This window comes from Leptospira saintgironsiae, assembly GCF_002811765.1.
Taxonomy (GTDB): Bacteria; Spirochaetota; Leptospiria; order Leptospirales; family Leptospiraceae; genus Leptospira_B; species Leptospira_B saintgironsiae.
In genome coordinates, this window is record NZ_NPDR01000001.1 from 434,788 (window position 1) to 458,296 (window position 23,509).

General features: G+C 38.4%; 21 protein-coding genes and 1 tRNA gene. 11 read left to right on the forward strand and 11 right to left on the reverse strand.

Translation table 11 applies throughout. The annotated features are described in order from the left end of the window. Positions 1-7: 7 nt before the first annotated feature. Positions 8-1,456 (reverse strand): DNA polymerase III subunit gamma/tau, encoded by a 1,449-nt coding sequence (gene dnaX, locus CH362_RS02050; protein WP_100708685.1) that lies wholly within the window; start codon positions 1,454-1,456, stop codon positions 8-10. 60 nt (positions 1,457-1,516) lie between these two features. Next, positions 1,517-1,975 (reverse strand): nucleoside deaminase, encoded by a 459-nt coding sequence (locus tag CH362_RS02055; RefSeq protein WP_100708686.1) that lies wholly within the window; start codon positions 1,973-1,975, stop codon positions 1,517-1,519. A 73-nt stretch (positions 1,976-2,048) separates the two neighbouring features. Between CH362_RS02055 and CH362_RS02060 the strand changes: the two genes are divergently transcribed. After that, positions 2,049-3,653 carry an anti-sigma factor antagonist gene (locus tag CH362_RS02060; protein ID WP_100708687.1) on the forward strand — a complete coding sequence of 535 codons (1,605 nt, stop codon included), beginning with the start codon at positions 2,049-2,051 and terminating at the stop codon, positions 3,651-3,653. Here CH362_RS02060 and CH362_RS02065 read toward each other — a convergent pair. Then, positions 3,650-3,862, reverse strand: a complete 213-nt coding sequence (locus CH362_RS02065; RefSeq protein WP_165780218.1) for a transcriptional coactivator p15/PC4 family protein — start codon at positions 3,860-3,862, stop codon at positions 3,650-3,652. The two genes, CH362_RS02060 and CH362_RS02065, sit on opposite strands and share 4 nt — an antisense overlap. Positions 3,863-3,979: 117 nt before the next feature. Then, positions 3,980-4,912, reverse strand: a complete 933-nt coding sequence (locus tag CH362_RS02070; RefSeq protein ID WP_100708689.1) for a ferredoxin reductase domain-containing protein — start codon at positions 4,910-4,912, stop codon at positions 3,980-3,982. Between the two features lie 257 nt (positions 4,913-5,169). Between CH362_RS02070 and lpxD the strand changes: the two genes are divergently transcribed. Continuing rightward, positions 5,170-6,222 (forward strand): UDP-3-O-(3-hydroxymyristoyl)glucosamine N-acyltransferase, encoded by a 1,053-nt coding sequence (gene lpxD / locus CH362_RS02075; RefSeq protein ID WP_100709234.1) that lies wholly within the window; start codon positions 5,170-5,172, stop codon positions 6,220-6,222. A 352-nt stretch (positions 6,223-6,574) separates the two neighbouring features. Here the strand turns inward: lpxD and CH362_RS02080 are convergent, their stop codons facing one another. From CH362_RS02080 to CH362_RS02100, 4 genes are all read right to left on the reverse strand, one after another. Then, entirely contained in the window at positions 6,575-7,762 is a 1,188-nt protein-coding gene (locus tag CH362_RS02080) for a multidrug effflux MFS transporter (RefSeq protein WP_279628955.1), read from the reverse strand. 31 nt (positions 7,763-7,793) lie between these two features. Then, the gene (locus CH362_RS02085) at positions 7,794-9,407 is read right to left on the reverse strand and encodes a long-chain fatty acid--CoA ligase (RefSeq protein ID WP_100708690.1); all 1,614 of its coding nucleotides are present in this window, start codon (positions 9,405-9,407) and stop codon (positions 7,794-7,796) included. Positions 9,408-9,521: 114 nt separating this feature from the next. Further along, the gene (locus tag CH362_RS02090) at positions 9,522-10,256 is read right to left on the reverse strand and encodes a hypothetical protein (RefSeq protein WP_244280452.1); all 735 of its coding nucleotides are present in this window, start codon (positions 10,254-10,256) and stop codon (positions 9,522-9,524) included. 783 nt (positions 10,257-11,039) lie between these two features. Then, positions 11,040-11,121: transfer RNA gene (locus tag CH362_RS02100), tRNA-Leu, on the reverse strand. 114 nt (positions 11,122-11,235) lie between these two features. On the opposite strand from CH362_RS02100, the gene hisB reads away from it, so the two are divergent. From hisB to CH362_RS02130, 6 genes are all read left to right on the forward strand, one after another. Further along, complete coding sequence (gene hisB / locus CH362_RS02105; protein WP_100704931.1) at positions 11,236-11,817, forward strand: imidazoleglycerol-phosphate dehydratase HisB; 582 nt, start codon at positions 11,236-11,238, stop codon at positions 11,815-11,817. Further along, positions 11,814-12,446 carry an imidazole glycerol phosphate synthase subunit HisH gene (gene hisH / locus CH362_RS02110; protein WP_100708692.1) on the forward strand — a complete coding sequence of 211 codons (633 nt, stop codon included), beginning with the start codon at positions 11,814-11,816 and terminating at the stop codon, positions 12,444-12,446. Before hisB ends, hisH begins: the two co-directional genes overlap by 4 nt. After that, positions 12,443-13,177 (forward strand): 1-(5-phosphoribosyl)-5-[(5-phosphoribosylamino)methylideneamino]imidazole-4-carboxamide isomerase, encoded by a 735-nt coding sequence (gene hisA / locus CH362_RS02115; protein ID WP_100708693.1) that lies wholly within the window; start codon positions 12,443-12,445, stop codon positions 13,175-13,177. Before hisH ends, hisA begins: the two co-directional genes overlap by 4 nt. A 95-nt stretch (positions 13,178-13,272) precedes the next feature. Beyond that, the gene (locus CH362_RS02120) at positions 13,273-14,490 is read left to right on the forward strand and encodes a vitamin K epoxide reductase/DsbA family protein (protein WP_100708694.1); all 1,218 of its coding nucleotides are present in this window, start codon (positions 13,273-13,275) and stop codon (positions 14,488-14,490) included. Between the two features lie 8 nt (positions 14,491-14,498). After that, the gene (locus CH362_RS02125; RefSeq protein WP_100708695.1) at positions 14,499-15,041 is read left to right on the forward strand and encodes a hypothetical protein; all 543 of its coding nucleotides are present in this window, start codon (positions 14,499-14,501) and stop codon (positions 15,039-15,041) included. Positions 15,042-15,059: 18 nt separating this feature from the next. Then, positions 15,060-16,880: a DUF885 domain-containing protein gene (locus CH362_RS02130; protein ID WP_100708696.1), complete on the forward strand. Its 1,821-nt coding sequence runs from the start codon at positions 15,060-15,062 to the stop codon at positions 16,878-16,880. Here CH362_RS02130 and thiD read toward each other — a convergent pair. Genes thiD through CH362_RS02145 form a run of 3 tightly spaced genes read right to left on the reverse strand, consistent with a single transcriptional unit; the run spans position 16,877 to position 19,863 of the window. Then, positions 16,877-17,680, reverse strand: coding sequence for a bifunctional hydroxymethylpyrimidine kinase/phosphomethylpyrimidine kinase (gene thiD, locus CH362_RS02135; protein ID WP_100708697.1), 804 nt, complete (start codon positions 17,678-17,680; stop codon positions 16,877-16,879). The two genes, CH362_RS02130 and thiD, sit on opposite strands and share 4 nt — an antisense overlap. An 18-nt stretch (positions 17,681-17,698) precedes the next feature. Then, positions 17,699-18,052, reverse strand: a complete 354-nt coding sequence (locus CH362_RS02140) for an MGMT family protein (RefSeq protein ID WP_100708698.1) — start codon at positions 18,050-18,052, stop codon at positions 17,699-17,701. Further along, positions 18,049-19,863 carry a GAF domain-containing sensor histidine kinase gene (locus CH362_RS02145; protein WP_100708699.1) on the reverse strand — a complete coding sequence of 605 codons (1,815 nt, stop codon included), beginning with the start codon at positions 19,861-19,863 and terminating at the stop codon, positions 18,049-18,051. The genes CH362_RS02140 and CH362_RS02145 overlap by 4 nt, the downstream gene beginning before the upstream one ends. 27 nt (positions 19,864-19,890) lie before the next feature. Between CH362_RS02145 and rsgA the strand changes: the two genes are divergently transcribed. The 3 genes from rsgA to CH362_RS02160 all read left to right on the forward strand — a co-directional run bounded on the left by rsgA (position 19,891) and on the right by CH362_RS02160 (position 23,290). Further along, complete coding sequence (gene rsgA, locus CH362_RS02150; RefSeq protein ID WP_100709237.1) at positions 19,891-20,859, forward strand: ribosome small subunit-dependent GTPase A; 969 nt, start codon at positions 19,891-19,893, stop codon at positions 20,857-20,859. After that, positions 20,843-22,156 carry a hypothetical protein gene (locus CH362_RS02155; protein ID WP_100708700.1) on the forward strand — a complete coding sequence of 438 codons (1,314 nt, stop codon included), beginning with the start codon at positions 20,843-20,845 and terminating at the stop codon, positions 22,154-22,156. The genes rsgA and CH362_RS02155 overlap by 17 nt, the downstream gene beginning before the upstream one ends. A 204-nt stretch (positions 22,157-22,360) precedes the next feature. Then, positions 22,361-23,290, forward strand: coding sequence for a FecR family protein (locus CH362_RS02160; RefSeq protein WP_100708701.1), 930 nt, complete (start codon positions 22,361-22,363; stop codon positions 23,288-23,290). Positions 23,291-23,509: the final 219 nt, after the last annotated feature.

The window sequence follows — 23,509 nt, forward strand, 5'->3', positions numbered from 1 at the left end:
CTTATACCTAGGATCCCAGTTTGGGTACTTTGGACGGATCTATATCCGTTCCTAAAAATTCGTTTTTGAAAGATTTCTCCCATTCTGCATCTTCAGAAGAAACACCTTTGGCCAAATCTTCTAGAGAAGAAAGTGGTCCTGATTTTTGTTCCTGAGGAATTTCTTTCTTCTCATTAGACACAACCGGAGTCGGGGTTGGAACTGGAGTTTGTACTTCTTTGGCCGGAGAAGGAACTTGCTTTTTAGGAGTTTCGAATGCTATAGATGCTGTAACAGAATCCTGATCTTGGATCATCAATATGAGATGATTGATCCTGTCCACAAGCCCTGCAAGACTAGGTTTTGCTAGATCTTCCGAAAGTTTTTTGATTTGGATCTCTATAAAAATTTTAATCTCAAAAGAGTTTCTCAAACGAAGAGTTTTAACTTTTTCGAATAATTCAAAAAGACGGAAAGAAAGTTTGTTCAATGCGATCGGATCTACAGATTCGAAATCCTTTCTCATTTTGATTAGATCTTCTCTAGGATAATTTACCGATTCGGAATCAGCAGCAGAATCTTTCACTAAACATAAAGTGTGAGTGAATTCTATGGAATCCCAAAGGAATTTATATATATCCTGGCCTTCTTGGTATAAGTTCTCGATGATCTGTAATGACTTAGAAGAATTTTCAGAATCTACTAGACTTTTTATAAAATCGGATAAGAAATCGATCCCATGATAACCGATCATCTTTCGGATCTCAGAACCTAAGAGTCGATTGTCAGTAAATACGAGTGCTTGCTCCATAAAGGAAAGCATATCTCTCACAGAGCCATCACCCTTCTTCGCTACCCAAAACAATCCTTCTGAATCATACTTTGTGTTTTCTTCCTTACACAAATTTTCTGCATAGTCTTGAAGAACAGATAAAGGAACTTTTTTAAAGATAAAGTCCTGGCAACGGGATAGAATGGTCTCTGGAATTTTATGATACTCAGTGGTAGCTAAAACGAAAACCACATGAGAAGGAGGTTCTTCCAAAGTTTTTAAAAGTGCGTTGAAGGATTGATCGGTAAGCATGTGCACCTCATCTATGATGTACACTTTATACTTACCACCCATCGGAGTGAACTTTACGTTATCTCTAAGTTCTCTGATGTTCTCAATACCACGGTTACTCGCAGCATCTATTTCAAGAACATCTCCCGAAATCCCTTTAGTGATCTCTTGGCAAGAATCACATTGGTTACATGGCTCGTTATCGATTGGATTTTGACAATTTAGTCTTTTTGCGAAAATCCTAGCGATTGTAGTTTTTCCAACACCGCGAGGTCCGAAAAAAATATACGCATGACCTATCTTTCCGGACTTAACCGCGTTTTGTAATGCGCCTATTGCAAGATTCTGATGGATTACATCTTGGAATCTCTGGGGGCGATATTTGCGGGAGAGAACTTCGTGATTTCCAGCCATATGATTGTTATTTTACCAGATAGCATGGGGTAAGAAAGGAGGAAAAGCCTAAAAGTCCGTTTAATTTCTCTTATCTTTGAAGAAAGTTTTGAATAACTCTTTGGTCGTTTCTGACTTAATTAGTACGAGTTCTGGAAAAAAATTTCTGCTATAGATTGTTTCTAAAGGAAGAGAAGAAATCCCTTCTCCTAATTTTGCAGGAACCAGATATGCTACTTTAGGGATTCGAGAAAGTAGAATAGAACCTCCACACATCAAACAAGGCTCTAGAGTAGTAATGAGGATACAATCAGTGAGATATCTTTCCTTGCAGATCCGTTTTGCTTCTGAAATCGCAAGAACTTCACTATGTAAGGAAGAATCTTCCGAAATTTCTACCGAGTTGAAAGCTTCACAGACAAGACTTCCGTTTTTGTAAATTTGTGTGAAACTAGGTATCTCCTCCGAATTTTGAGTACGAATTTCCGCAAATCGGTCTAAAAAAACCTTAAGTAATGCCTCTATAATTTCTTGGCTCATTTTCGGTTTCTATTTCCGTTTCTCTTTTAAATTCTTCTTGCTCTTAGCGTGTGTAAATGGTTTTTTCAAGCGCATGATTCTTTCGGCCAAATTGATGAGACCGGCCGGTTCTTCCGCAAAGTCCAACACTCTACTTGTACGTTTAAATTCTCCTACAGGGCCTGCATCCGCTCAAAGGCAACCTTTAGTTTTGGGCTTAGCTTTGGACAGAAGCTGGTCCATGAAAGGAAGTAAAATGGATTCTGTAATCCAAGCTTCTGCTTCCTTGGTCAATTGGTTGACCCGACGAGATTTCTTAACCGCTGTCGCTTACGCAGAAGATGTTCAGGTCATCCAACCTTTAGTTCCTTTGGCCGAAAAAAATTCAGTCATTCACAGATTAAATTCTATCCAAGTGGGTACTTCTACCAACCTAAGCGGTGGATGGCTTCATGTTCTCAGAACGTTGGAATTACATCCGATTGCCGATGGTTATAAACGTGTTATTCTTCTTACTGACGGAAATCCAACATTAGGAATTAAGGATCCTGTTCAGTTAATCCAGATTGCAGCTGACGCTTATAAAAAAGGCATAAGCACAACTGTTATCGGTTTCGGCAATGACTTCAATGAAATACTTCTAAAAGAGATCGCAGAATCTGGAGGAGGGAATTTCTATTATGTAGAAACTCCTGAAGAGACTGGAGATATTTTCTTCAAAGAGTTTGGAGATATCGGAACCTTATATGCTCAATCCATAGAGCTCAAAGTTGATTTTCCGAAAGGAATTGATTATCTGGATTTAGTTTCAGAAGTTTCTTCTTACCAAGAACCTGATCCTGAGGAAACAGGACGTACTAAAACATTAGTTTTAGAAGTCGGTGATATGAGAGCGGACGATGTAAAAAGTCTAGTAGTTCAACTTCGCCCGACCAAAAAAGATACACCTCCAAATATTAATATTTCTGCAAGTTATTACGAACTGACAGACGGTGCTAAGTTAGAACAAAAAACTATAGATATTCCTTTAGATTGGAATGATGACTCCGCTAAGGAAGACGCGGACGTAGTTGTCGAGGCTACAATCGCTAAAACCGGAAAAGGTTTAAGAAAAGCTGGAACACTTTTAAAAGAAGGTTATACGGACGAGTCCATTTCTCTCTTAAACGATCTGATCAAAGAAATTAATGAGAAGGAAGAATTAGCTCCTGAAGTTTTACAAACTCTTGGCTTTAGGGTAAGTTCTCTAAAAAATCGGATCTTGGAAAATTCTCCTACTGCTGCAAAACATTTGGTGGCTTCTGCTTCTGAACTTCAGTACGGAGCAATGGAAAATTTCCCGGACGATGGAGTAGAATATCACGATCAGATCTATGCATATCGTACAAATGAGGATATAGATCTTTATAGATGTCCTGAGATCAAAACTGCGATCCAAGAAAAGATGAAAGAAGGTTACAGATACATTGTTTTCAATCTGGCTAAATCTTCTTACATAGATTCTTCTGCGATTGGTATGTTGATACAAGTCGCAGGTTGGCTCAGAAAAAGAGGCGGAGAATTGATTGTAAGTAATCTAAGATCTTCCGTTAAAAAAGTATTCTCGATTACTCGATTGGAATCTCATATTCGTGCTTCTGAAACAGAAGAAGAGGCCCAAAGTTTACTAAAGGCCTGGATAGAAAGTAAGGCGGTTTAGCTCAAAGAGTTTTCCGCCGCAAGTATTGCATCCTTTACTTCTGAGTATAATCCAACCGGAATTGCGATTCCTTTTTGGGTAGGCTTGTATTCACCTTCGCTGTCTGTGTACCAAACTCTTAAGTTCAGATATTTATTTCCTTTAAATTCTGAAATTTCGACTCGGATGATCTCACCTTTGCCTTTATCAATATCTCGGATTACGCTCATAGTTTTCCCTTCCTGACGGCAAAAGACTAAATTCCCGGTTTTGGATTTCCAGTCGTTTTCCATAAAAAAAGGCCCCCAGTTGGGAGCCTTTTACTTAGAAAAATTTTAGAAAATTGATCAGTAGGTTTCCACGAATAATTGGTGGGCGCCTTCCAGATGATGTTTATATTCTTCGTAAGTTCCGGAGTTTCCATCGATCTTTTGGATCTCTTCAATTACTCCTTTTTCCATTCCTTTTGGACCACCGCAGATATAGAAACGTCCTCCAGAAGAGAGAACTTTTTTCACTTCTGCTTCTAACATTTTAACTCTATGAGAGATATACATTCTTCCGCCATCGAAAGGATTGTTTTCTTCTCTGGAGATAGCAGTTACCAATTTGAAATTAGGGAATTTCTTCTCTAATCCTCTTAGATAATCCATCAATACTAACTCGTCTGAATAAGGAGCTCCGTATACAAGAGTTACATTGCCTGTGAAGTTAATAAGTTTGTGTTCAAGAAGTTCTTCGCTCATTCCAACAAATGGAGCAATACCAGTTCCAGTTGCGAGGAACATGATGTCTCCGGAAAAGTCAGTGTTTGGAAGAAGGAATTTTTTTCCAGAAGGTCCAGTCATTACTACTTCGTCACCTTCTTTCAGGTCACAAACGTAGTTAGAGCAAACTCCTTTGAATTGAACATTTCCATCTGCATCGTAGACATTATCTCTTTTGATAATGAATTCGATTGTGTCTTCTTTCATTCCGAAAGAATAACTAGGAGAAGCAATTGAATATAAACGAACTGTATAAGCTGCGTCCGCAAGTCCCTTCGCTTTTTTCTCAGGGTCTTCTCCAGGAGGAATGATACCACCGGATTGTCCGATTAGATAAGGATACTGGCTATGATCGATAGCTAAAGTAATTCTATGAATTAATGATTCGCCTTCCTTCTTAGGTCTTTTACCTTTTCCAGTTTCTGGAGTAAGAAGTACATTGCTGATAACCTTCGCTTTCAGCGGGTTTGATTTTTTGAATATATTGATTTGCGGCTCTCTAACGGGCTTCATAGGCGGGCTGGATCCTGGTGTCGATTTCTAATGTATTACAGAATTTTTTCGGAAGCTAATTCGTCAAACGGGATATTTATAAAGGAAGAAGCACCATTATTCCGTATTATGTCTTCTTTATCTTCAATCCTCAGATAAGCTCTTCTTTCAGATATTCATTAGCTTATGCAAGTAATTCATTCCGAAATTTGGGATAGATCCGAATACGATCTGCTAATACGTTGGCAGATACTAAAAGACTAGAAAAGAGGGTCTTAATGGCTAGATATACCTTGGAAGAACTGGCTTCCAAAATTTCCGGAGCAAAAATAGAAAATTGCGCGGACCCCAAAAAAATTCAGGTGGAATCAGTTTCTCCGGTTAACCCGGGAGTTACGAACAGCATTAGTTTTCTCGCAAGCAAGAAGATGTTAAATGAGGCAAAGAAGACCGCCTCTAGTATCGTATTAACTACTTCTGACTTCGCAAAAGAATTAGAAGTGCCTTGTCTGGTTGTAGATAAACCGGATTTGATACTCGCTCAGGTTTTAGATCTGATCTATCCTCCTCACAAGTTTGAAAACAAAGTAGAAGAAAATGCATATGTTCATCCTAAAGCAAAGATCGGTAAAAATTGTTATATAGGAAATTTTGCATCCGTTGCAGAATATGCTGAGATCGGAGATAACGTAATCTTAGAAGACGGAGTTCGTATCGGAAGAGGAGCGAAAGTCGGAGAAGGTTCTCATGTAGGGCCGAATAACGTGATCCACCACGGAGTTATCATAGGAAAAAGATTTAGATCTTTCGGAAATTGTACTGTAGGCGGAGATGGATTCAGATTCGTATTCGCAAATGGTAAACATAATAAGATCCCTCAAGTCGGAACGGTAATTGTGGGCGATGATGTGGAGATGGGCTCCAATAGCGCAATCGATAGAGGCGGCTTGGAAAATACGATCATTGGTGACGGATGTAAATTCGATAACCTTGTTCATATCGGCCATAATTGTGTATTAGGAAAAAATGTAGTAATTGCAGGTTATACTGGTGTTGCGGGTTCCACTACAATAGGAGATAATTGTACCATCGGTGGTGGTTGTGGTATTGCCGATCATATCGGTATTCCAAGCGGAACCATTGTGGGTGGAGGAACTTCTGTTCGAAACACTCTTCCTAAGCCGGACATCTATGTGGGCTGGGACTATGGATTGACTTTCCCTGAATTCCAAAAACTAAGAGTGAATATCAAAAACGTGGTCAATTTCCAAAAATGGGCTAGAAGAATAAAGGCTATTGAAGCTAAACTTGGTCTTACCACGGAAGAATAAGGTTCTAAAATCTTTCCGAATTATGTCCATTAGGCTTGACATGGTTCGGAGAAGGTTCAATTCTTCGCCTTATCCCAAAGGAGGCTAGCCTTGAATACCCGACCCAATACTGAGGTCTTGGACCATATTCCAAACTCCCAGATTTCCGGGCGGGACTTTCCTCAAATAAATAGATTAGGAAAGTTGTTGGATTCTTATGCGGATAATTTGCTGGAGCCCCGTTCTTCGAAAGTGGTGCTAATCAGCGAGTTAAGATATACCCGCAATTAAACAAAAAACAGATCTTTGATAAGACCCGAATTCTCGGGTCCTTCATTCCTTCTTCTTATTTCATCCTCAAAGAACATTAGAATTATTTAATTCTATTATGGGTTTTTCCAAGAAAGAATAAACAAGCCAAGGACATTACACCAGACATTGACATCACTGTAATCATTGGATAAGCGCTTCCGTCATGAAGAAGGCTGACTGCTGCAGTGGAAACAGCGCCAAATACCATCTGCAATGCTCCCATCAAAGCGGATGCACTTCCTGCATTTTTAGAAAAAGGAGCCATTGCAAGCGCAGAAGCATTTGGAACAATCAGCCCGAACGCACTCACTAAGAAGAAAATTAAAACAAGCATTGGAATAAATCCTAAGCCTAAAATTTCGAAGATAATAAGCAAAGAACAAAGTATTAGATACGAATATCCTACATACTTCACAATAGTTGCTGCTTCAAATTTTTTGAGAAGAATACGATTGATCTGACTAGAAAGGATCAAACCAAAAGCGTTAAATCCGAAAAGATAACTGTATTCAGTTTGAGAGAGTCCATTCAAAACCATAAATACGAATGGGGAACCGGCGATATATGCAAACATCACAGATGCAGAAAATCCGGAACTAAGCACATATGTTTTGAAGATTGGATTTGAGAATACTTCGACATATTCTTTGATCACTGGAGCTATTTTAAGAGAGATAGAAGAATCACCACCTTTGGTATCTTGGAAAACCAATAAAGATCCAAAAAGCATTATGGTAGAAATACCTGTCAGAGTGAAGAAGATCCAATTCCAACTAGCAAACTGAAGCAAAAGTCCGCCCACAGTAGGAGCAAGAATCGGCGCGATTCCCATTACTAATATGATCTGAGAAAAAACTTTAGCTCCTTCATGAGGAGAGAATACATCTCTTACAACTGCTCTTGGGATTACCATTCCGGCGCAAGCACCCAAAGATTGTAAAAAGCGGAAGAATATTAACGAATTAACTGAATTTGAAAATCCACAGGCTAAGGAACTTACTATGTATAACGTAAGACCTACGAGCAAAGGAGTTTTACGGCCGAAACGATCTACGATTGGTCCGTAAAATAATTGTCCGAAAGAAATTCCAAAAAAGAAACTAGTTAACGTTAGTTGCACATCTGAGATTGGAGTCCCAAGATCTTTTGCGATCTCATTCATACCAGGAAGGTACATATCGATCGAGAAAGGTGCAATTGCAGTCAATGCCCCAAGTATTAGGATTAAAGTGCCGTTAGATTTGCTCACACTCCTAGAATTGGATTCGAATACTAGAGGTCTATTCTTCTAATTCTTTTCTTAGAATTTTCTTATCGAACTTACCTACGCTTGTTTTTGGAATCGCAGAAACCGACCGAATATCATCTAGCTTAGGTAATTGCCAGTGAGCAAAGTTGTCTTTGAGTCGATCATGTATCTTTTTCGGATCTACTTGTTTACCCTCTACTGGAACAACAAATATAACTGGGGCCTCATCTCTGACTGGATCCTTTCTTCCTACAACTGCAGCTTCTAAAACATCCGGATCTGCCATGACTAGATTTTCCATATCAACAGAAGAGATCCATTCTCCTCTGGTTTTGATCAGATCCTTTTTACGATCTGTGATCTGCATGTAACCATACTCATCCAAGACCACAACGTCTCCAGTGCGGAACCAACCATCGGAGGTAAAAGATTCGGAAGATTCTCCACTTTTATAAGAAGCAGCGATCCAAGGTCCTCGAACTAAAAGTTCGCCAGGAGTTTTTCCGTCCTTTGGAACATCTTTGCCATTATCATCGATTGCTCTTATTTCTACACCTGGAACAGGCACTCCTTGTTTTGCTCTATAAGAATATCTTTTATTATCATCTAAATTTTTCATAAAACCGCGAAGATGAGAAACGGTTCCAACGGGAGAAGTTTCAGTCATTCCCCAAGCGTGAAGAATGGAGATCCCGAAATCTTTTTCAAAACCTTCGATCAAACCTCGAGGTGCGGCAGAACCACCAACTACCATTGTATGGAGTTTTAGATTATATTTAGTTTTCTTTAAGTGTTGGTATAGAACATTCCAAACTGTAGGAACTCCTGCAGTTAGTGTAACTTCTTCTGATTCTAATAATTCAGCGAGAGAAGCGCCCAAAAGATGTTTTCCAGGAAACACCAATTTGCATCCGGTCATCACTGAAGCGAAAGGAATTCCCCATGAATTTACATGGAACATTGGGACTACGGGAAGAACTGTTTCAGCTTCTCTTATACACAATGCATCTCCCATACATATGGACATTGAATGTAAATAAGTAGATCTATGAGAATAAACGACTCCCTTTGGATTTCCAGTTGTACCAGAAGTATAACAGATCCCTGCTGCTTCGAACTCATCTATAGGTTCGAAATTTTCTACCTCGTCTCCTGTTTTCAAAAAATCTTCATATGAAATTGCATTTGGAAGATTTGGAAAAGGAACATTCTCTTTATCATCAATGATGATAAATTTTTGCACACCATGAATTTGGCTTAGATTCTTTTCGATCGCAGGAGCTAAAGATTTATCTACAAAGATAAATTTGTCCTTAGCTTCGTTGATGATATATATTAGTTGTTCAGGAAATAATCGAATATTGATCGTGTGAAGAACTGCACGAATACTCGGGATCGCGAAATACAATTCCAAATGTACGGAATGATTTAAACAGAAAGTAGCGATTGCTTCTCCAGGTTTTACACCGGCCTTACGTAATGCGCTCATCAAACGGATGGTTCTTTTGTAAAATTCTCCGTAAGTCAGTCGTTGGATGGAACTATCATGCCATTTGGTTACGATTTCCTTATGAGGATGAACCTCTTTTGCTCTTTTTAAAATGGAAGGCAAAACCAATGGATAATCCATCATCGTGGAACGCATAAACTTCTCCGCATAAATTGTCGGGCCAAGATTATTGCACTGAATTAGTTACGGTCAAGAAGAATCAGAAGAATTCTAAATTGTTTTATCTCTAAACGAAGTTAGTTGATGTGATTACTTACAATAACCAGCCATCGTAAATCCTAACTCATATGCTGTAAAAATTTGGATATTGGCAGCCCAGGCAAGTTTCGAATCAGCGTCTGTTAAACCAGAAGTTGCGATCGTGATAGGATTTAGTATTTTTTGAGTGAATTCGCATGGAGAGACAGGAATGCCTTGGTCTCCTTTCATATATTTTCCAAGAGAGAAGAATAGAAAGTTTCTTATAATCTGAGATTTGCCCTGCACTGCATTTGCAAATTTAAGATAAGAGTCTAAATTTGTTTCGAGCTCTTGCCTTGCCTTTAAATCCAACGGATTCTTTTTTAATTTTGCAGAAGTAGCCTGAAATTTTTTTTCTAAATTAAATCTGACTTTTTCAGCACAAAAGAATTCTGTTCCTTCTTTTGCATTTAAGGTCTCGTACTTGATCCTATAATATTCTAGTTTTCCGTCTTTGTTTTGGTGGAGATGTTTTCCTTCCCCTGCTTCTGGAACATAAACAATTTGGCCGGTTCGATAGGCGTCCTTACCGGTATCGTGTTCGGAAATTTTTTTTAAAGTGTCGAACATGACTATATCTTCGCCAGAAAGATTAGAATTATCAGAGGCAAGGAAATGCAAACATGCATTTTCCAGATTTGGATAGTTTATATAAGACTGCTGTAGGTTTTTGGCTGAGGAAAGACAGGACAAGAAAGAAAATAGAAAGCTAAGCTGAGTTAGAGAATAAAGGATGTTTTTCATATTGCTAAGTACATATATAGTTATTAATAAATGCGATTTAAAGAGCAGTTATGATTCAGCGTATCTAACGTTCCTTGATTAGTAGATTTTTGTTTGACGTACAACTAAAAGAACCCTTACGATGAGACATAGTCCCTTTATAGATGTCTTATTTATTAAGATAGGAAAGGAGGTGATTCCATGGCTACAAATCCACCATCAGGTGACAATCATCGGGTCGGACAAGTAAAGGACCGATCTCAGGTCTATAATCCAAAGACTGAACATTGGGTTAAAAGAGACGCTGAGACCGGTAGGTTTATAGACCAAAAAACGTCTAGTGACCAACCCTTTAAAGGAGTTCGAAAAGAAAACCCCAATAAGTAGAAGCTTGGAACCTTAAGCTACTCTTTACTTTTGCCAAAGAGGGAAGTAGCAAGGGACGTACACTCAATGCGACCTTACGGTCGCACTTTTTTCATTTTACCAAATGTTTTAAAACTTGGGTACCATTTTTTAAATCATTTTATAAAGAATTATAATTAATTCAAAAACTTGTATTTCTTTAAAACAAACCGAATCTCCCTTATACTCGAATGTTCTTTTAACATTTATTCCGAAAAAGGGACTCGCCTCTACGCAGTTTACCATCGTGGTAAACTAAGCTCCAAGGCGTCTTTCTCGCGTCTTCGTCCATCCATGGACTCAGATCGCGTTTGCGACGTTCCCTATGGGTCACTGCAAACGCTTTCGCTTGAAAGCTTCGAGTCCCTTAGGTCTTGATTTAATATGAGCGAAATTTTTTGCCGAAGAAGGGACTCGAACCCCCACGGTGTTACCCGCTGGTACCTGAAACCAGTGCGTCTACCAATTCCGCCACTTCGACTTGTGGTTGGAGGGATGTTTCCCTACGGATAATTTTGCCTTTAAGGACTTTCCGTCAGCTTATTTTTGGAATTCATTGACACGATAATTAAGAGGAAAGTAGGGTCAGGATATAATGAAAGAAGAACGCAAAACTTCGGAGACGGACATCAAGCTCTCCCTGAATATTCGGGGTACAGGTAATTATAAATTCGATACTCAAATTCCGTTTTTCGAGCATATGCTTTCCCATGTTTCTAAACATGGTCTTCTGGATATTGATCTATGGTTGCGAGGTGACATAGAAATTGATTGTCACCATAGCGTTGAGGACACTGCAATTCTTCTCGGCGCGACCCTTCATAAGCAGTTGGGAGACAAAGCAGGTATCAGAAGATACGGTCATTACACCCTTCCAATGGACGAGGTTCTAACGACTGTCGCTGTGGATTTGGGTGGTAGATATTATTATAAATATACCGGTCCTGAACTTGTAGGTAAGTTTGGAATTTATGATGCTGAGCTGTCGTTAGAATTCCTACAGAAGTTTGCTTTGAATGCTAAAATGAATCTTCACGTTCATGTTCATTACGGAGAAAACCGCCACCATATTCATGAATCCATTTTTAAAGCTTTTGGTAAGGCCTTACGAATGGCGATTGAGATTGATCCTGCTGCAGGCGGAGCTATTCCTTCTACCAAAGGTGTTTTGGAATGATAGCCGTTCTTGATTATGGAATGGGAAATATTCACTCCTGCTTAAAAGCGATCTCACTTTTTACTAAAGATTTTTCTTATACAAAGGATCCATCCGTTTTGAAACAAGCGGATGCGATCATTCTTCCAGGTGATGGCCATTTTGATAAGGCTATGAGAAATCTGAATGAATCAGGTTTGAGAACTTATGTAGATGATCATGTGAAGGCAGAAAAACCTTTGTTCGGGATCTGTATCGGTTTTCAAATTTTATTCGAAGATTCGGATGAGGTTGTTTCAGGTAATAAGAATACAACTGTTCCAGGACTAGGTTATGTCAAAGGTAAGATCCGTAAGTTTAAGGGAAAAAACTACAAGGTCCCTCATATCGGATGGAATAAGTTATACCAAAGAAATCCTTCCAAAAGTAATTTATTGAAAAATTTAGAAGACGAATCCTTCGCATATTTTATACACTCCTACCGTCCCGTTGGAGTGGAGAATTCTGCGATCACTGGTTTCTGCGATTATTATGGGGAGAAGTTCCCAGCAGTGGTTGAGAAAGGAAATGTTTTCGGAACACAATTCCATCCTGAAAAATCCTATTCCTTCGGTCTAAAGATTCTGGAGAACTTTATTCAATCCTTATGATTTTAATTCCAGCCATTGATTTGTTGGATAATTGCGCTGTCAGATTATTCAAAGGCAATTACGACGAGAAAACAATCTACTCCACCGAGCCTTGGAAACTTGCCGAGGGTTTCGAAAGAAACGGTGCCACTCTTTTACATCTTGTAGATTTGAACGGTGCAAGAAATCAGATCGGGATCAATACTGAGTCTATTTCAAAAATTCGTAAATCTTCTAATCTGAAAATCCAACTAGGTGGTGGGATCAGAGATAAGGAGAAATTAGAATATTATGATTCAATCGGTATTGATCGTTTTATTCTAGGAACTGCTGCAGTAAATAATCCAGAACTTCTGGACTTCGCTTTAGAGAAGTACGGAGAAGATAGGATTGTCGTAGCAGTCGATGCAAGGGACGGGATAGTCAAAATTGCAGGTTGGGAAGTAGACTCCGGTGTGAAGTATCTGGACCTTCTCGAAAAAATGCAACAAGCAGGTATCCGTAATATTATCTTCACGGATATCGCCCAAGATGGAACTTTGGCGGGTCCAAACCTTAACGCATATAAGGAAATTCTAAGCAGATATAATTTTCAAGTAATTGCATCCGGCGGTATTTCTTCTTTGAAAGATATCATGGCGCTATCTGCATTGGGGACTTCTGTTCCGATGTACGGTGTGATTACTGGAAAAGCTTTATATGAAGGTAAAATAGATCTGGCCGAAGCTATTACAAGTCTGGGCTCCGATTAATTTTTAATTCCTTTTTATAAGTACAGATCTACATATTTTTTCTTTCCTTATGCCTTCCAGATACGTATAAAGGTATTTTGTAATCGGAGTCCCGAATGAAAAAACTGTCCCCTAGCTCTATTCTTGCCGTAATTTCCGGTATTGCAGCGTTTATCTCGTTCTTATTGATTCGAAAATATTTCGGCGGAGAAACTGCGGACGGACTTGCACAATCACTTTGTGATGCAGTCAGTGAATCAGGTTCTTGTTCCAAAGTTTCCGAGAGCAGCATCTCTGCGATCAGAAATATCCCTTGGATTGGAGATATTCCAATTGCACTTTTAGGATTCGCATTTTACGGATTCGTTACATACCTTTTCATCCGATCTGAAAAAAGTGCTGAAAATAAAGAAGGATACCTTCTTCTTTCCTTTTACATTTTGCTCTTAGCGCTGGTAGCCGATCTTGGGTTGTTCTCCGCTTCCGTATTTTATATAGATGCAATATGCGGACTTTGTGCAGTTACTTGGATCTCCACTTTGATCTTGGTTGCTGGGACCTTCTTCCAAATTAAAGACTATAAGGACAAATCTTTGAAAAAAGCATTCAGCATTTTCCAGATAGAAGGTTTAAATACTGCCATAGTAGTTTTATTATTTTTAGCAGCAGGTCAAATTGGTGGAAAATCTTTCCATGATTCTTTAGTAGATGGAGAACATACTGGTGTTGCTCAGATCCAAAAACAAATGGCTGAGTACGAAAAAGCTCAACCAGTTTCAATTGATCTGCAAGGTTCTTCTATACAAGGAGATCCTAATGCTCCAATTACAATCGTAAAATTTGCTGACTTCAATTGTGGTCACTGCATGGATACTTCTCATATCTTAAAAAGGGTTTTGAGAGATTATCCAGGTCTAGTTAAGATCGTTTATAAAAATTTCCCACTCGATGCAAATTGTAACCGATTGGTCCAATCTCCTCGTCCAGATGCAAGTTCTTGCGTGGCGGCTTCTGCTGCAATTTGTGCAGATAAGCAGAATAAATTTCCTGCGGTTTACGAAGGGCTTTATAGAAATACTGAAAATCGTATTGCTCATTCCCCTGCTTCTGTACTGAGCTTAGCACAACAAGAAGGATTGGATATGAACCAGTTCCGTGCTTGTTTGTCTTCTCCTGCGGTTCGTAATCAGATCAATAAAGAAGTAGATGATGCTGAAAAGGTAGAGATCCACAGCACACCTAGTTTATTTATTAATAATAAACCGATCCAAAGTGGAACTCCTAAGGAAGCTTTCTTAAGAGCTTTGATCGAAAGTTTAATTAAGAAGGTTTGAGGTTTTAAGTGTCGGAAGCAGCCGAAGTCTCTAAAAAGAATTTTTATTGTAGGAACTGCGGCTCTTCCATTCTTTCCGATTCGGAAAAATGTTTGTTTTGTGGTTCTTTTCAGTTACCTGGAAGAATTCCTTTTTTCAAATTTCTATCTGAAAGTAGATTATTCAGAACTGCTTTCTTTTTTCCTTTTTCTGCGCTGATTGCTTTTGCTCTTCCGATTATACACGCATTGAATCCAATTCCATTTTTAGATTGGTCTTGGGTGCTTCTAATTTCCTTTTTCTTTTTTACATTCTCCATATTTGGATTTGTTTCGGAATGGATCTTTTTGAATAAATTCAAAGGAGATGCAAAGGATTTTAGAGAAGGTTTCTTTGAATGGCAGAAGACCTTGTATCTTCGCAATCCTTATCTTTCCTATTTCGGAATGTTCTTATTTGTATGTGTTCCTTTGCTAAATTGGGAAAATCATTTTTCTTTTGCGGCATCTTCTTCCGCGATCTGGACATTATTACTAGTATTCTTATCTAAAATCCTCATCCCACTTTTCTAAACATCGGAGTACTTATCCATGCTGAAGAAGATCCTGATCATCTCTCTATCTGCTATTGCCATACTTGCCCTTTCTTTCGGAATTTTAATTTGGCATACGATCAATTTCCGGCCGATCACATTAGGTTTATATTATGAAAAGATCTTTTGGGAAAATGTTTTGGATGACCCGGAAACTTTAACTTCTCTTCGAATTTTGGATTCTTGGGGAATCACTTCTCATAATTATAAATGGACCGACTCTTCTCCAGAAAAAGAAATGGAAAGAGCGGATAAAGCAAAAAGAGATCTAGAAATTCTTAAAACATACGATTCTTCCAGACTAAGTGGAGAAGATAAGATCTATTATAAAGCTTTAGAATGGGATCTGGAACTTGCGGCGGATTACGAAAAATACATTTATAATTCTTATCCAGTAAACCAACTATTTGGTGTCCAAAATCATATCCCTTCCTTCTTAGCAACTTCACATATGATAGAAGATTACGAAGATGTAGGATCTTATATTGCAAGGCTAAAAGGAATTTCTGAAAAGCTGGATCAAGTGATCCGTGGTTTGGAAATCAGACAATCTAATGGTGTGATCCCACCTGATTTCATTTTAAAAAGGGTTTTGGATGAATTAAAAAATTTCAGGGTCAAAAATCCGGAAGATAATATTCTATATGTAAGTCTTCGCAAAAAAATAGAGAAAAATGATGAGATCCTTTCTGAGCAGAAAACTTCTTCCTTAGCAGAAGTAAAAAAGATCTTAGAAACTTCTGTTTATCCAGCCTATTCTAAACTTCAAAATTTTCTAGAACAACAACTTAAGTCAGCAGATAGTAAAGCAGGAGTTTGGAAACTTCCGAATGGGGAAAAGTTTTACGCACATACTTTAAAATATCATACTACGACCAATCTTTCTCCAGAAGAAGTCCATTCTATCGGTCTTTCAGAAGTGGCAAGAATACAAACTGAAATGAAATCCATTTTGGAAAATTCGGGGATCAAAGTTTCGAATCTACAAACTACGATAAGTCAGTTGAGAGAAAAACCTGAGTTTCAATTTCCAAATACACCAGAAGGAAAAGAGAAAGTTATCGAGGTTTATAAAGAGATCTTAAAAGAATCGATCGAAAAATCTAAACCTATCTTTCCATCTTGGCCAAAAGCAAAAGTACTTGTGGAAAGAATTCCTGAATTCAAAGAAGCAGGAGCACCTGGAGCTTATTATGAAGAGCCTAGTCTAGATGGGAAACGTCCAGGTGTATTCTATGCAAACCTTCGCGATTTAAAAGAAATTCCAAAATTTGGGATGAATACATTAACATATCATGAAACGATCCCAGGTCATCATTTACAAATTGCTTGGTCCCAAGAATTAACTTCTGCACCTAGAAAATTAAGAACCACACATTTCACTGCATTTGTAGAAGGTTGGGCATTATACGCGGAAAGACTCGCCAAAGATTATAACTTTTACTCTGACCCCTATGTGGATCTAGGAAGACTCCAAGCAGAATTGTTCAGAGCAGTTCGTTTGGTTGTAGATACCGGAATTCATTATAAACGTTGGAGTAGAGAAGACACAATTCGTTATATGTCTGACAATACTGGTATGGCTCCCAAAGAAGTCTCTGCAGAGATTGAAAGATATATTGTTTATCCTGGACAGGCATGCTCTTACAAGATCGGAATGATCTCTTTTTTAAAAATGAGAGAAGATTGGAAGTCTGTCAAAGGAGAAGCTTTCGATATCAAAGAATATCATGGCTTTGTTTTAGGAAAAGGTTCTCTTCCTTTAGAAATTTTAGAAAAAGCTTCTAAGGAAGAATTAGGACTAATTCCTAAAGACTAGATTACAGGATTATGATTTAATGTCTTGGTCTTTCCAGCTGGAAAAGATTGTAAGATGGCTGCATGTAGGAATTCTCTAGCCTTAGTTACTGAGTCAGAGAGAGAAGATCCTTGCGCTAAATAAGAGGCTATCGCAGAAGAATAAGTACAGCCTGTTCCGTGTGGATTAAAATCTTTTACAAAAGGTTTTGTATATTTAAATATTTCTCCATTCGGCATTCCTAATACATCCAGCGCCTCAGTTGAATTTTTGATATGACCACCTTTTAATAAAACAGGCACTCCTAGTTTTTTAGAAAGAGAAATCGCTTCTGTCTCCATGGATTCGATTTTGTAAATTTCTCCAGAACCTAAAATTTTTGCCTCGTCTAGATTCGGAGTAACTATACTTGCCATCGGAATTAATTCAGAGATTAAAGATTGGATTGCTTCATCTTGTAAAAGTTTGGCACCACTTGTTGCAACCATTACTGGATCCAAAACTAATTCGAAGTTTTGACCTTTCGTTTTATACTCTTTTAAGATTTTAGAAATTTTTCGGATCAGGCTTTCTGAGAATAACATTCCGGTTTTGATTGCCTTTACCGGAAAATAAGAGAGAACAGCTACGAGTTGTTTTTCAAGAAAATCAGGATCTACCTCTAGAATACCTGTGACACCATCTGGATTTTGAGCTGTTAAACAAGTGATTACGGAAGTTCCAAAAGATCCGGTGAAGTTGAAAGTTTTTAGATCTGCTTGGATGCCTGCCCCACCTCCGGAATCAGAACCTGCGATTGTTAATACTACCGGCTTTTGCATTAGGAACCTTACAGTAAATTAATCAGGCCAGCCGAATCGTTTCCAATCCACGACCTCTTCTCTAGAAAACTTGATACCTTCTGATTCTAAAAGTTTTTTTTGTATAATAGCTCTAGGAGTATCACCTCTATGAGAAATTTTTCCCATACTATTGATAACTCTTTGCCAAGGGATCTTCTGTTCTTGGTCTTTTTTTAGCGCGTTTAAAGCATAACCCACTGCTCTGGCGGCTCTTGGTTTTCCGATCAAGACTGCAATCCTGCCGTAACTTGTGACTTTTCCTTTTGGGACCTTTTTTACAATTTTATAAACTAGATCATAAAAGTTCTCTGACTTTGGTTCTTTCTTTTTCTTTTTAGGTTTTGCTGTCATACGGCAGGTTTTTCTAAACTTGTTTCTGCATTTGGTTGAGGAGGTCTAAGAGGCAATTCGACTTTGAAGACTGTTTTTCCAGGTATAGATTCAACAGTGATCTTTCCTTTATGTTTCTCCACGATACCTTTTACGATACCAAGGCCGAGTCCGGAACCTTCTCCCTGATCTTTAGTGGTGAAGAATGGATCCCAGATCCTATCCTTAATGGAAGAGTCAATCCCTGGACCATCGTCTTGAACTTCTATAGTAACTGTGTCGCCAGCGGAATACGCTGATAATTCAATTGTTCCCTGGCCTCTGATTGCCTGGTTTGCATTTTGGATTAGATTGGTCCAAACCTGATTTAATTCATCCGGATTACATACAACCTTAGGAATACTGGAGAAGTTCTTCTTCACTTCTACTCCATACTTCAGTTGGTTATTCATGATCACCAAAGTATTTTCGATACCTTCTATTAAATCTGCGCTAGTGAAAGATTTGCTTTGGTCTAGGTGAGAATAATATTTTAAGGCTTTTACGATCCGAACAATATTTTTAATAGAATATTTGATATTCTTAATATTTCGATTGGTGTTGGATGCATGTTTTAGCATCTCATATCCGGATTTTGCACCTTGTGCTAAAATCTCCATGATATATTTTCGGACTTCCATAACATCATTTTCGATAATAAAAGAAGACACTTCTCCGGCTAGGGAAACTTCGATCCCCATTTCGACCATTTCGTCTTTCAATTCTCTTTTGATCCGGAACTTGTCCTTGGATTCCATTGCCTGGCTTTTTTTCCGATCTCTTAAGATATGAAGAAGTGCAACTTCGAACGATTTTCGTAACTTTTTGTTCCTTGCGAATCTAACTATTTCGAATACGTTCTTTACGATATAATTCATATTCGATTCTAAATTGTCAGCAGAACCGTTGATAACTCCTGCAGGAGTATTGATCTCGTGTGCAATCCCCGCAACCATCGTTCCTAAAGACGCCATTTTTTCGGACATGATAAGTTGTGACTGTGCGCTCTCCAACTCTTGGGTTCTATGCCGGACTTTTTCTTCGAGAGTTTCTGTAAGCTCTATTAGTCTTTCGTAAAAAATAGAATTGGAAAGTGACATCACTGAAACGGAACGCATTTCGTTTAGTTTTTCCAGTTCGGAAGCATTGTACCTTCTTCCATCATTTTTGGGTCCTAAAACGAGCATCCCTAAAAGACTTTTGTTTAAGATAAAAGGAACAAGAAGATCCGCCTTTGTTTTTGAAGCGAATGAAAGTGCATGTTCTTTAATCTGCTGTAGTTTTACGTTTTCTACAAATTCTTCTGAATAAAAAATTTTATCATGTTCAGTGATCCATAAAAGGAAAGGATCAAAGATATAAAAATGATCTTCTCCTGATTCTCGAGGATACGGGGAGAATTTTCCAAGATCTTCTCTCCATAAGTAAATTTTAGCCCTGCTTGCGTTTATGATACTAGGAAGAAATTTCAGGATTTTATCGCAGACACTTTCCGTGATGTTGGTTGCAATCAGATCACTTTTGAATTTATCTAACGAAGAAAGGTATTTTACATATTCTTGGTCCGTCAGTTTAGAAAGAGCTGATGATAAATTCCATGCGGGTCCGAATTCATTGAACCAAATCCAGACAAAAACAGCGGCAAATGTGGTAAAAGGCAAACTGATGAGAAGCACGACTGTACGATCAGAATCCAAGGATCTGAAATCTAAACCGAATATGAGTGCCGATTGCAGAAGGAATGCGGCTAAAACAAGACCGAATATTGGTCCGAATTTGCGTATGATTTTCATCGCGTGCCTGTAAAATTAGGCTTAAGAATGTCTACTTCCACGATTCCAGTAAAGGAGTTTTTTACGATAGCAAGGGTCTTTGGGGCCTTCTATGATTTGTATTCACCTGAAAGAGGAAGAGTAAGAGCTGTACTTAGAGGAAGGCTCAGAAATATCGCCGCAAAAGAAAGACATCCCTTTGTTGTAGGCGACAGGGTTTGCGCTATGGAATCGGGTGGAGAATGGGCAATCGAAGAAAGATTGTCCCGTAAAAATGAACTTTTACGTAAAAGCAAAGAGGGAGATGCACAGGTACTTTGTGCTAATGTAGATCAAATTGCAGTACTCGCCTCTTTAAAAGATCCCGAAACCAAAGATGGATTTTTAGATCGATGTTTGGCGGCCGCATATCTATCTGAGGTCCCTCCCCTAATCATATTCACAAAATCAGATTTAGTAGATCAAGAAACTGCGATTAAACGCTCTTCCGTTTATAAAAATTTAGGCTATGATATAATTATTGTTTCTTGCCAGACCGGCCAAGGTCTAGAAGAACTATGCACCAAGTTTTCTTCCAAAACCACCTACTTGGTAGGAAATTCAGGAGTAGGAAAATCTAGCTTAGTAAACGTCTTATCCGATAGGGAATTGCAGAAAACTTCTCAGGTAAGTCTTTCCACTAAGAAAGGTAAACATACGACTACAAACTCAAACTTTCTGGTCTTGGAAGATAATATCGTATTAATCGATTCTCCAGGTATCAAAGAATGGGGGATTTTACATTTATCTAAAGGTGAGATCTTAGAAAGTTACCCGGAATTGAGAAAGTATAAAGAAGAATGTGATATTTCCGACTGTTGTGACGCGGGTCCTGGATGCAAAATGTTGATTTCTATGGGTGAAGCGACCGATATAAGTACGGAAAGAAGAAAGAGCTTGGAATCTATGCTTGCAAGCCTGGAAAACCCGTTTAGAATCACACGTAGAGATCACTTAAAGAATGAAAGTAAATCCTAAATCGGTAGAATACAGCTCGATCGACGAGGTTTTAAACTTCGTACGCGATTATAACGCCGGGAATATGTTACGTTTCCTAAATGCGATCGAGGACAATAGCGGTAATATTCTAGTAAAGGAAGAGGTCCAGGTAAAAGAATCTGCCCTTACCCGACTCAAGGAAATTAAGGGTCAGTACAATCCCGAATTTAAGATCAAATTAACCAAAGAATTAATCAGTCAGATCCAAGATAAACTTTCCGAAAAGATCGTTTTGCAACTTAAGAACACAGATAAGAAATTCTTAAAGTTCATGTACGAAGAGAATAAATTCAACTTTAAGGGAATTATTCGTAACGGGATCAATAATAAGAAACATTTACTAGCGCTCTTTAAAGTTTACGAAACAAATCCTCATTTTTTCAAACATATCTGTGAATTAGGTTTATTGGCTTTGGGAATTGTTCTGATCCCGGATGCACTCAAATATAAAATGTTACGTAGATATTCTTTTCTTGGCGGGATCTTTATGGATATCGCTCGTGTCACTGGAGACCAATGGAATAAACCATTTCCGGATGATACTGAAAAAACAAGGATCGCAAAACAATGCGCTAACTTCATGCAGAAGTTAGATCTTCCAGAATTTGTATGTTCTGCTGCTTCTAACCACGTTCCGCTAGGACTACAAGATAATGTAGAGGTCGCAGCTGCAGGTCCGAAAAAAGCTGAGAGAGAAAATCCAGACGAGACATTTTTCGCAGAGATGATGGTAGATGATGGAGAAAGTGATTCTACTCCTGACGACGAAGAAGATGCGGGACTCCCAGACAAATCAGAAGATTTACTACGAGAACTTCTCACTGATTCTTTAAAGATAGCTAGATATATTCATACAGTTAGTTCCTTCTCCCATGATAAAGAATATGTAATGGAAGAATTGGTATATTTCTTAGCTTATAATACTTCCAGAGGTTACTTCAACGAGGTGCTTGCAAATCCTCTGGTGAACTTATTCAAACAATTTGAAGAAAACGTAAAGCGTATGCGTAAGTTAGCAGAAGTGGAGATGCAATGTCTTCATCCTCCTGCTGCATGGGCTTATCCAAAACCTAAAGCAAGCCAGGTTCTATGTAAGAATAAAGTCTGGGATTGTCCTAATATAGTACAAGGTTGGGACATTCACGTGATCTCATCTCAAGAAGCATTCGGTTGGGTAGGCTCCAGTCTACCTGCAGATCATTATCCGAAGTGTAAATTAGAGGAAGAGCTGGACTCTTTGCCTGAAGTAGAGCCTAAAAAGGCAGAGAAGAAATAGAATTTGTTCTCAAATAGATAACCCTTAAGGGTTAGTTTTCAGACTTTCAAACATAATCTGCCAAAGGGACATTTTTTGGAAATTTTTTTCCAAACCAAATCTTTTGCTTTTTGTAAAATGGTTTAAACATAAGTATTGGTAAAAAGTCCTTGTTAGTTTGTTATAACTAGAGGATTCTTAAGCTTAAAAAGCGGGGGAGAATATATGTTAAAAAATAAAAACACCCTAATTCTAATGACTCTACTGGCATCAAGCTATCTGATTGCCTGTAGTCCTAAAACAAGCAGTGGCCAAGTAAAATCAGAAGCAGTATCTTCAACTGCTAAGATTGTTTGGTTGAACGGAGACGTAAAAGTTCAGTCCGCAGAAGGCGAGAAAAAAGCCGAATTCGGTCAGACTGTAACTGCTGCAGACACTATCTTTACTGGTAAAAACGGATCTGTAGAGATCATGGTTGCCGAAAGTGGTATCATTAAAGTTTCCAAAGAGACTGAAGTATCTATTGCCGCACTAGTCGGAGAAGAAGGAACTAATGTTAAGGTTAGTTTGAACTACGGAAGGATCGTAACTCTAGTTCGTAAAGAGAACAAAAACTCCGATTTCAGCGTAGTAACTCCTACTGCTCTTGCGGGAGTTCGCGGAACTACCTTCTTAACTTCTGTTGAAAATCCAACAGGTACAAAAGTGAATTGTGCAGAGTCTCATTGCGATGTTAAATTCGCAGTATTAGAAGGTTCTGTTGCAGTTTCTAAAGTTGGAGAAGAGTCCGAAGTCATCTTGGAAAGAAATAGAGAGATCACTCTGAAGAAAAACCAAAAGTTGACTGAAAAACTGATCCTTTCTTTAAGACCTGAATCAGTAAAAGAACTGAAAGGACTAATCGTTCTTAAGAAAAACGACGTTTTAGAATATAATAACCTGGTAGATGAGTTGAAAGCATCTAGCGAAGAACTTCGCATTTTAAGCCAGGCTTCCACAGTGGAAGAAGTTCGTACTCAATTGCAGAAACGTGAAGCTACTAGAGCCAATGCGGACGAAGTAGCAAGAACTGCTCAGCAAGTGAACGAAACAAAATACGTTCAACAAGACGTTCAAAAAGAAAAGTTGAAACTTAATCCGAAAGAAACTTTCTAATTTAGTTTCTGTCGTCTTTTCCGCTTTTCTAATTCTATAGAACCCCGCTATGCAGCGGGGTTTCTCTTCATATACGCATTCTCCCGTAAATAGTTCGTAATTTTGTAATGCTATAATCGGACCAACCAGGATCGGATATTTCTTTCTAAAAAAGCTCTCATTTTCTCCAGAACCCGGAAAAGATTTGCTAAATCAGTCCCTGGGAAATTTTTTTACGGG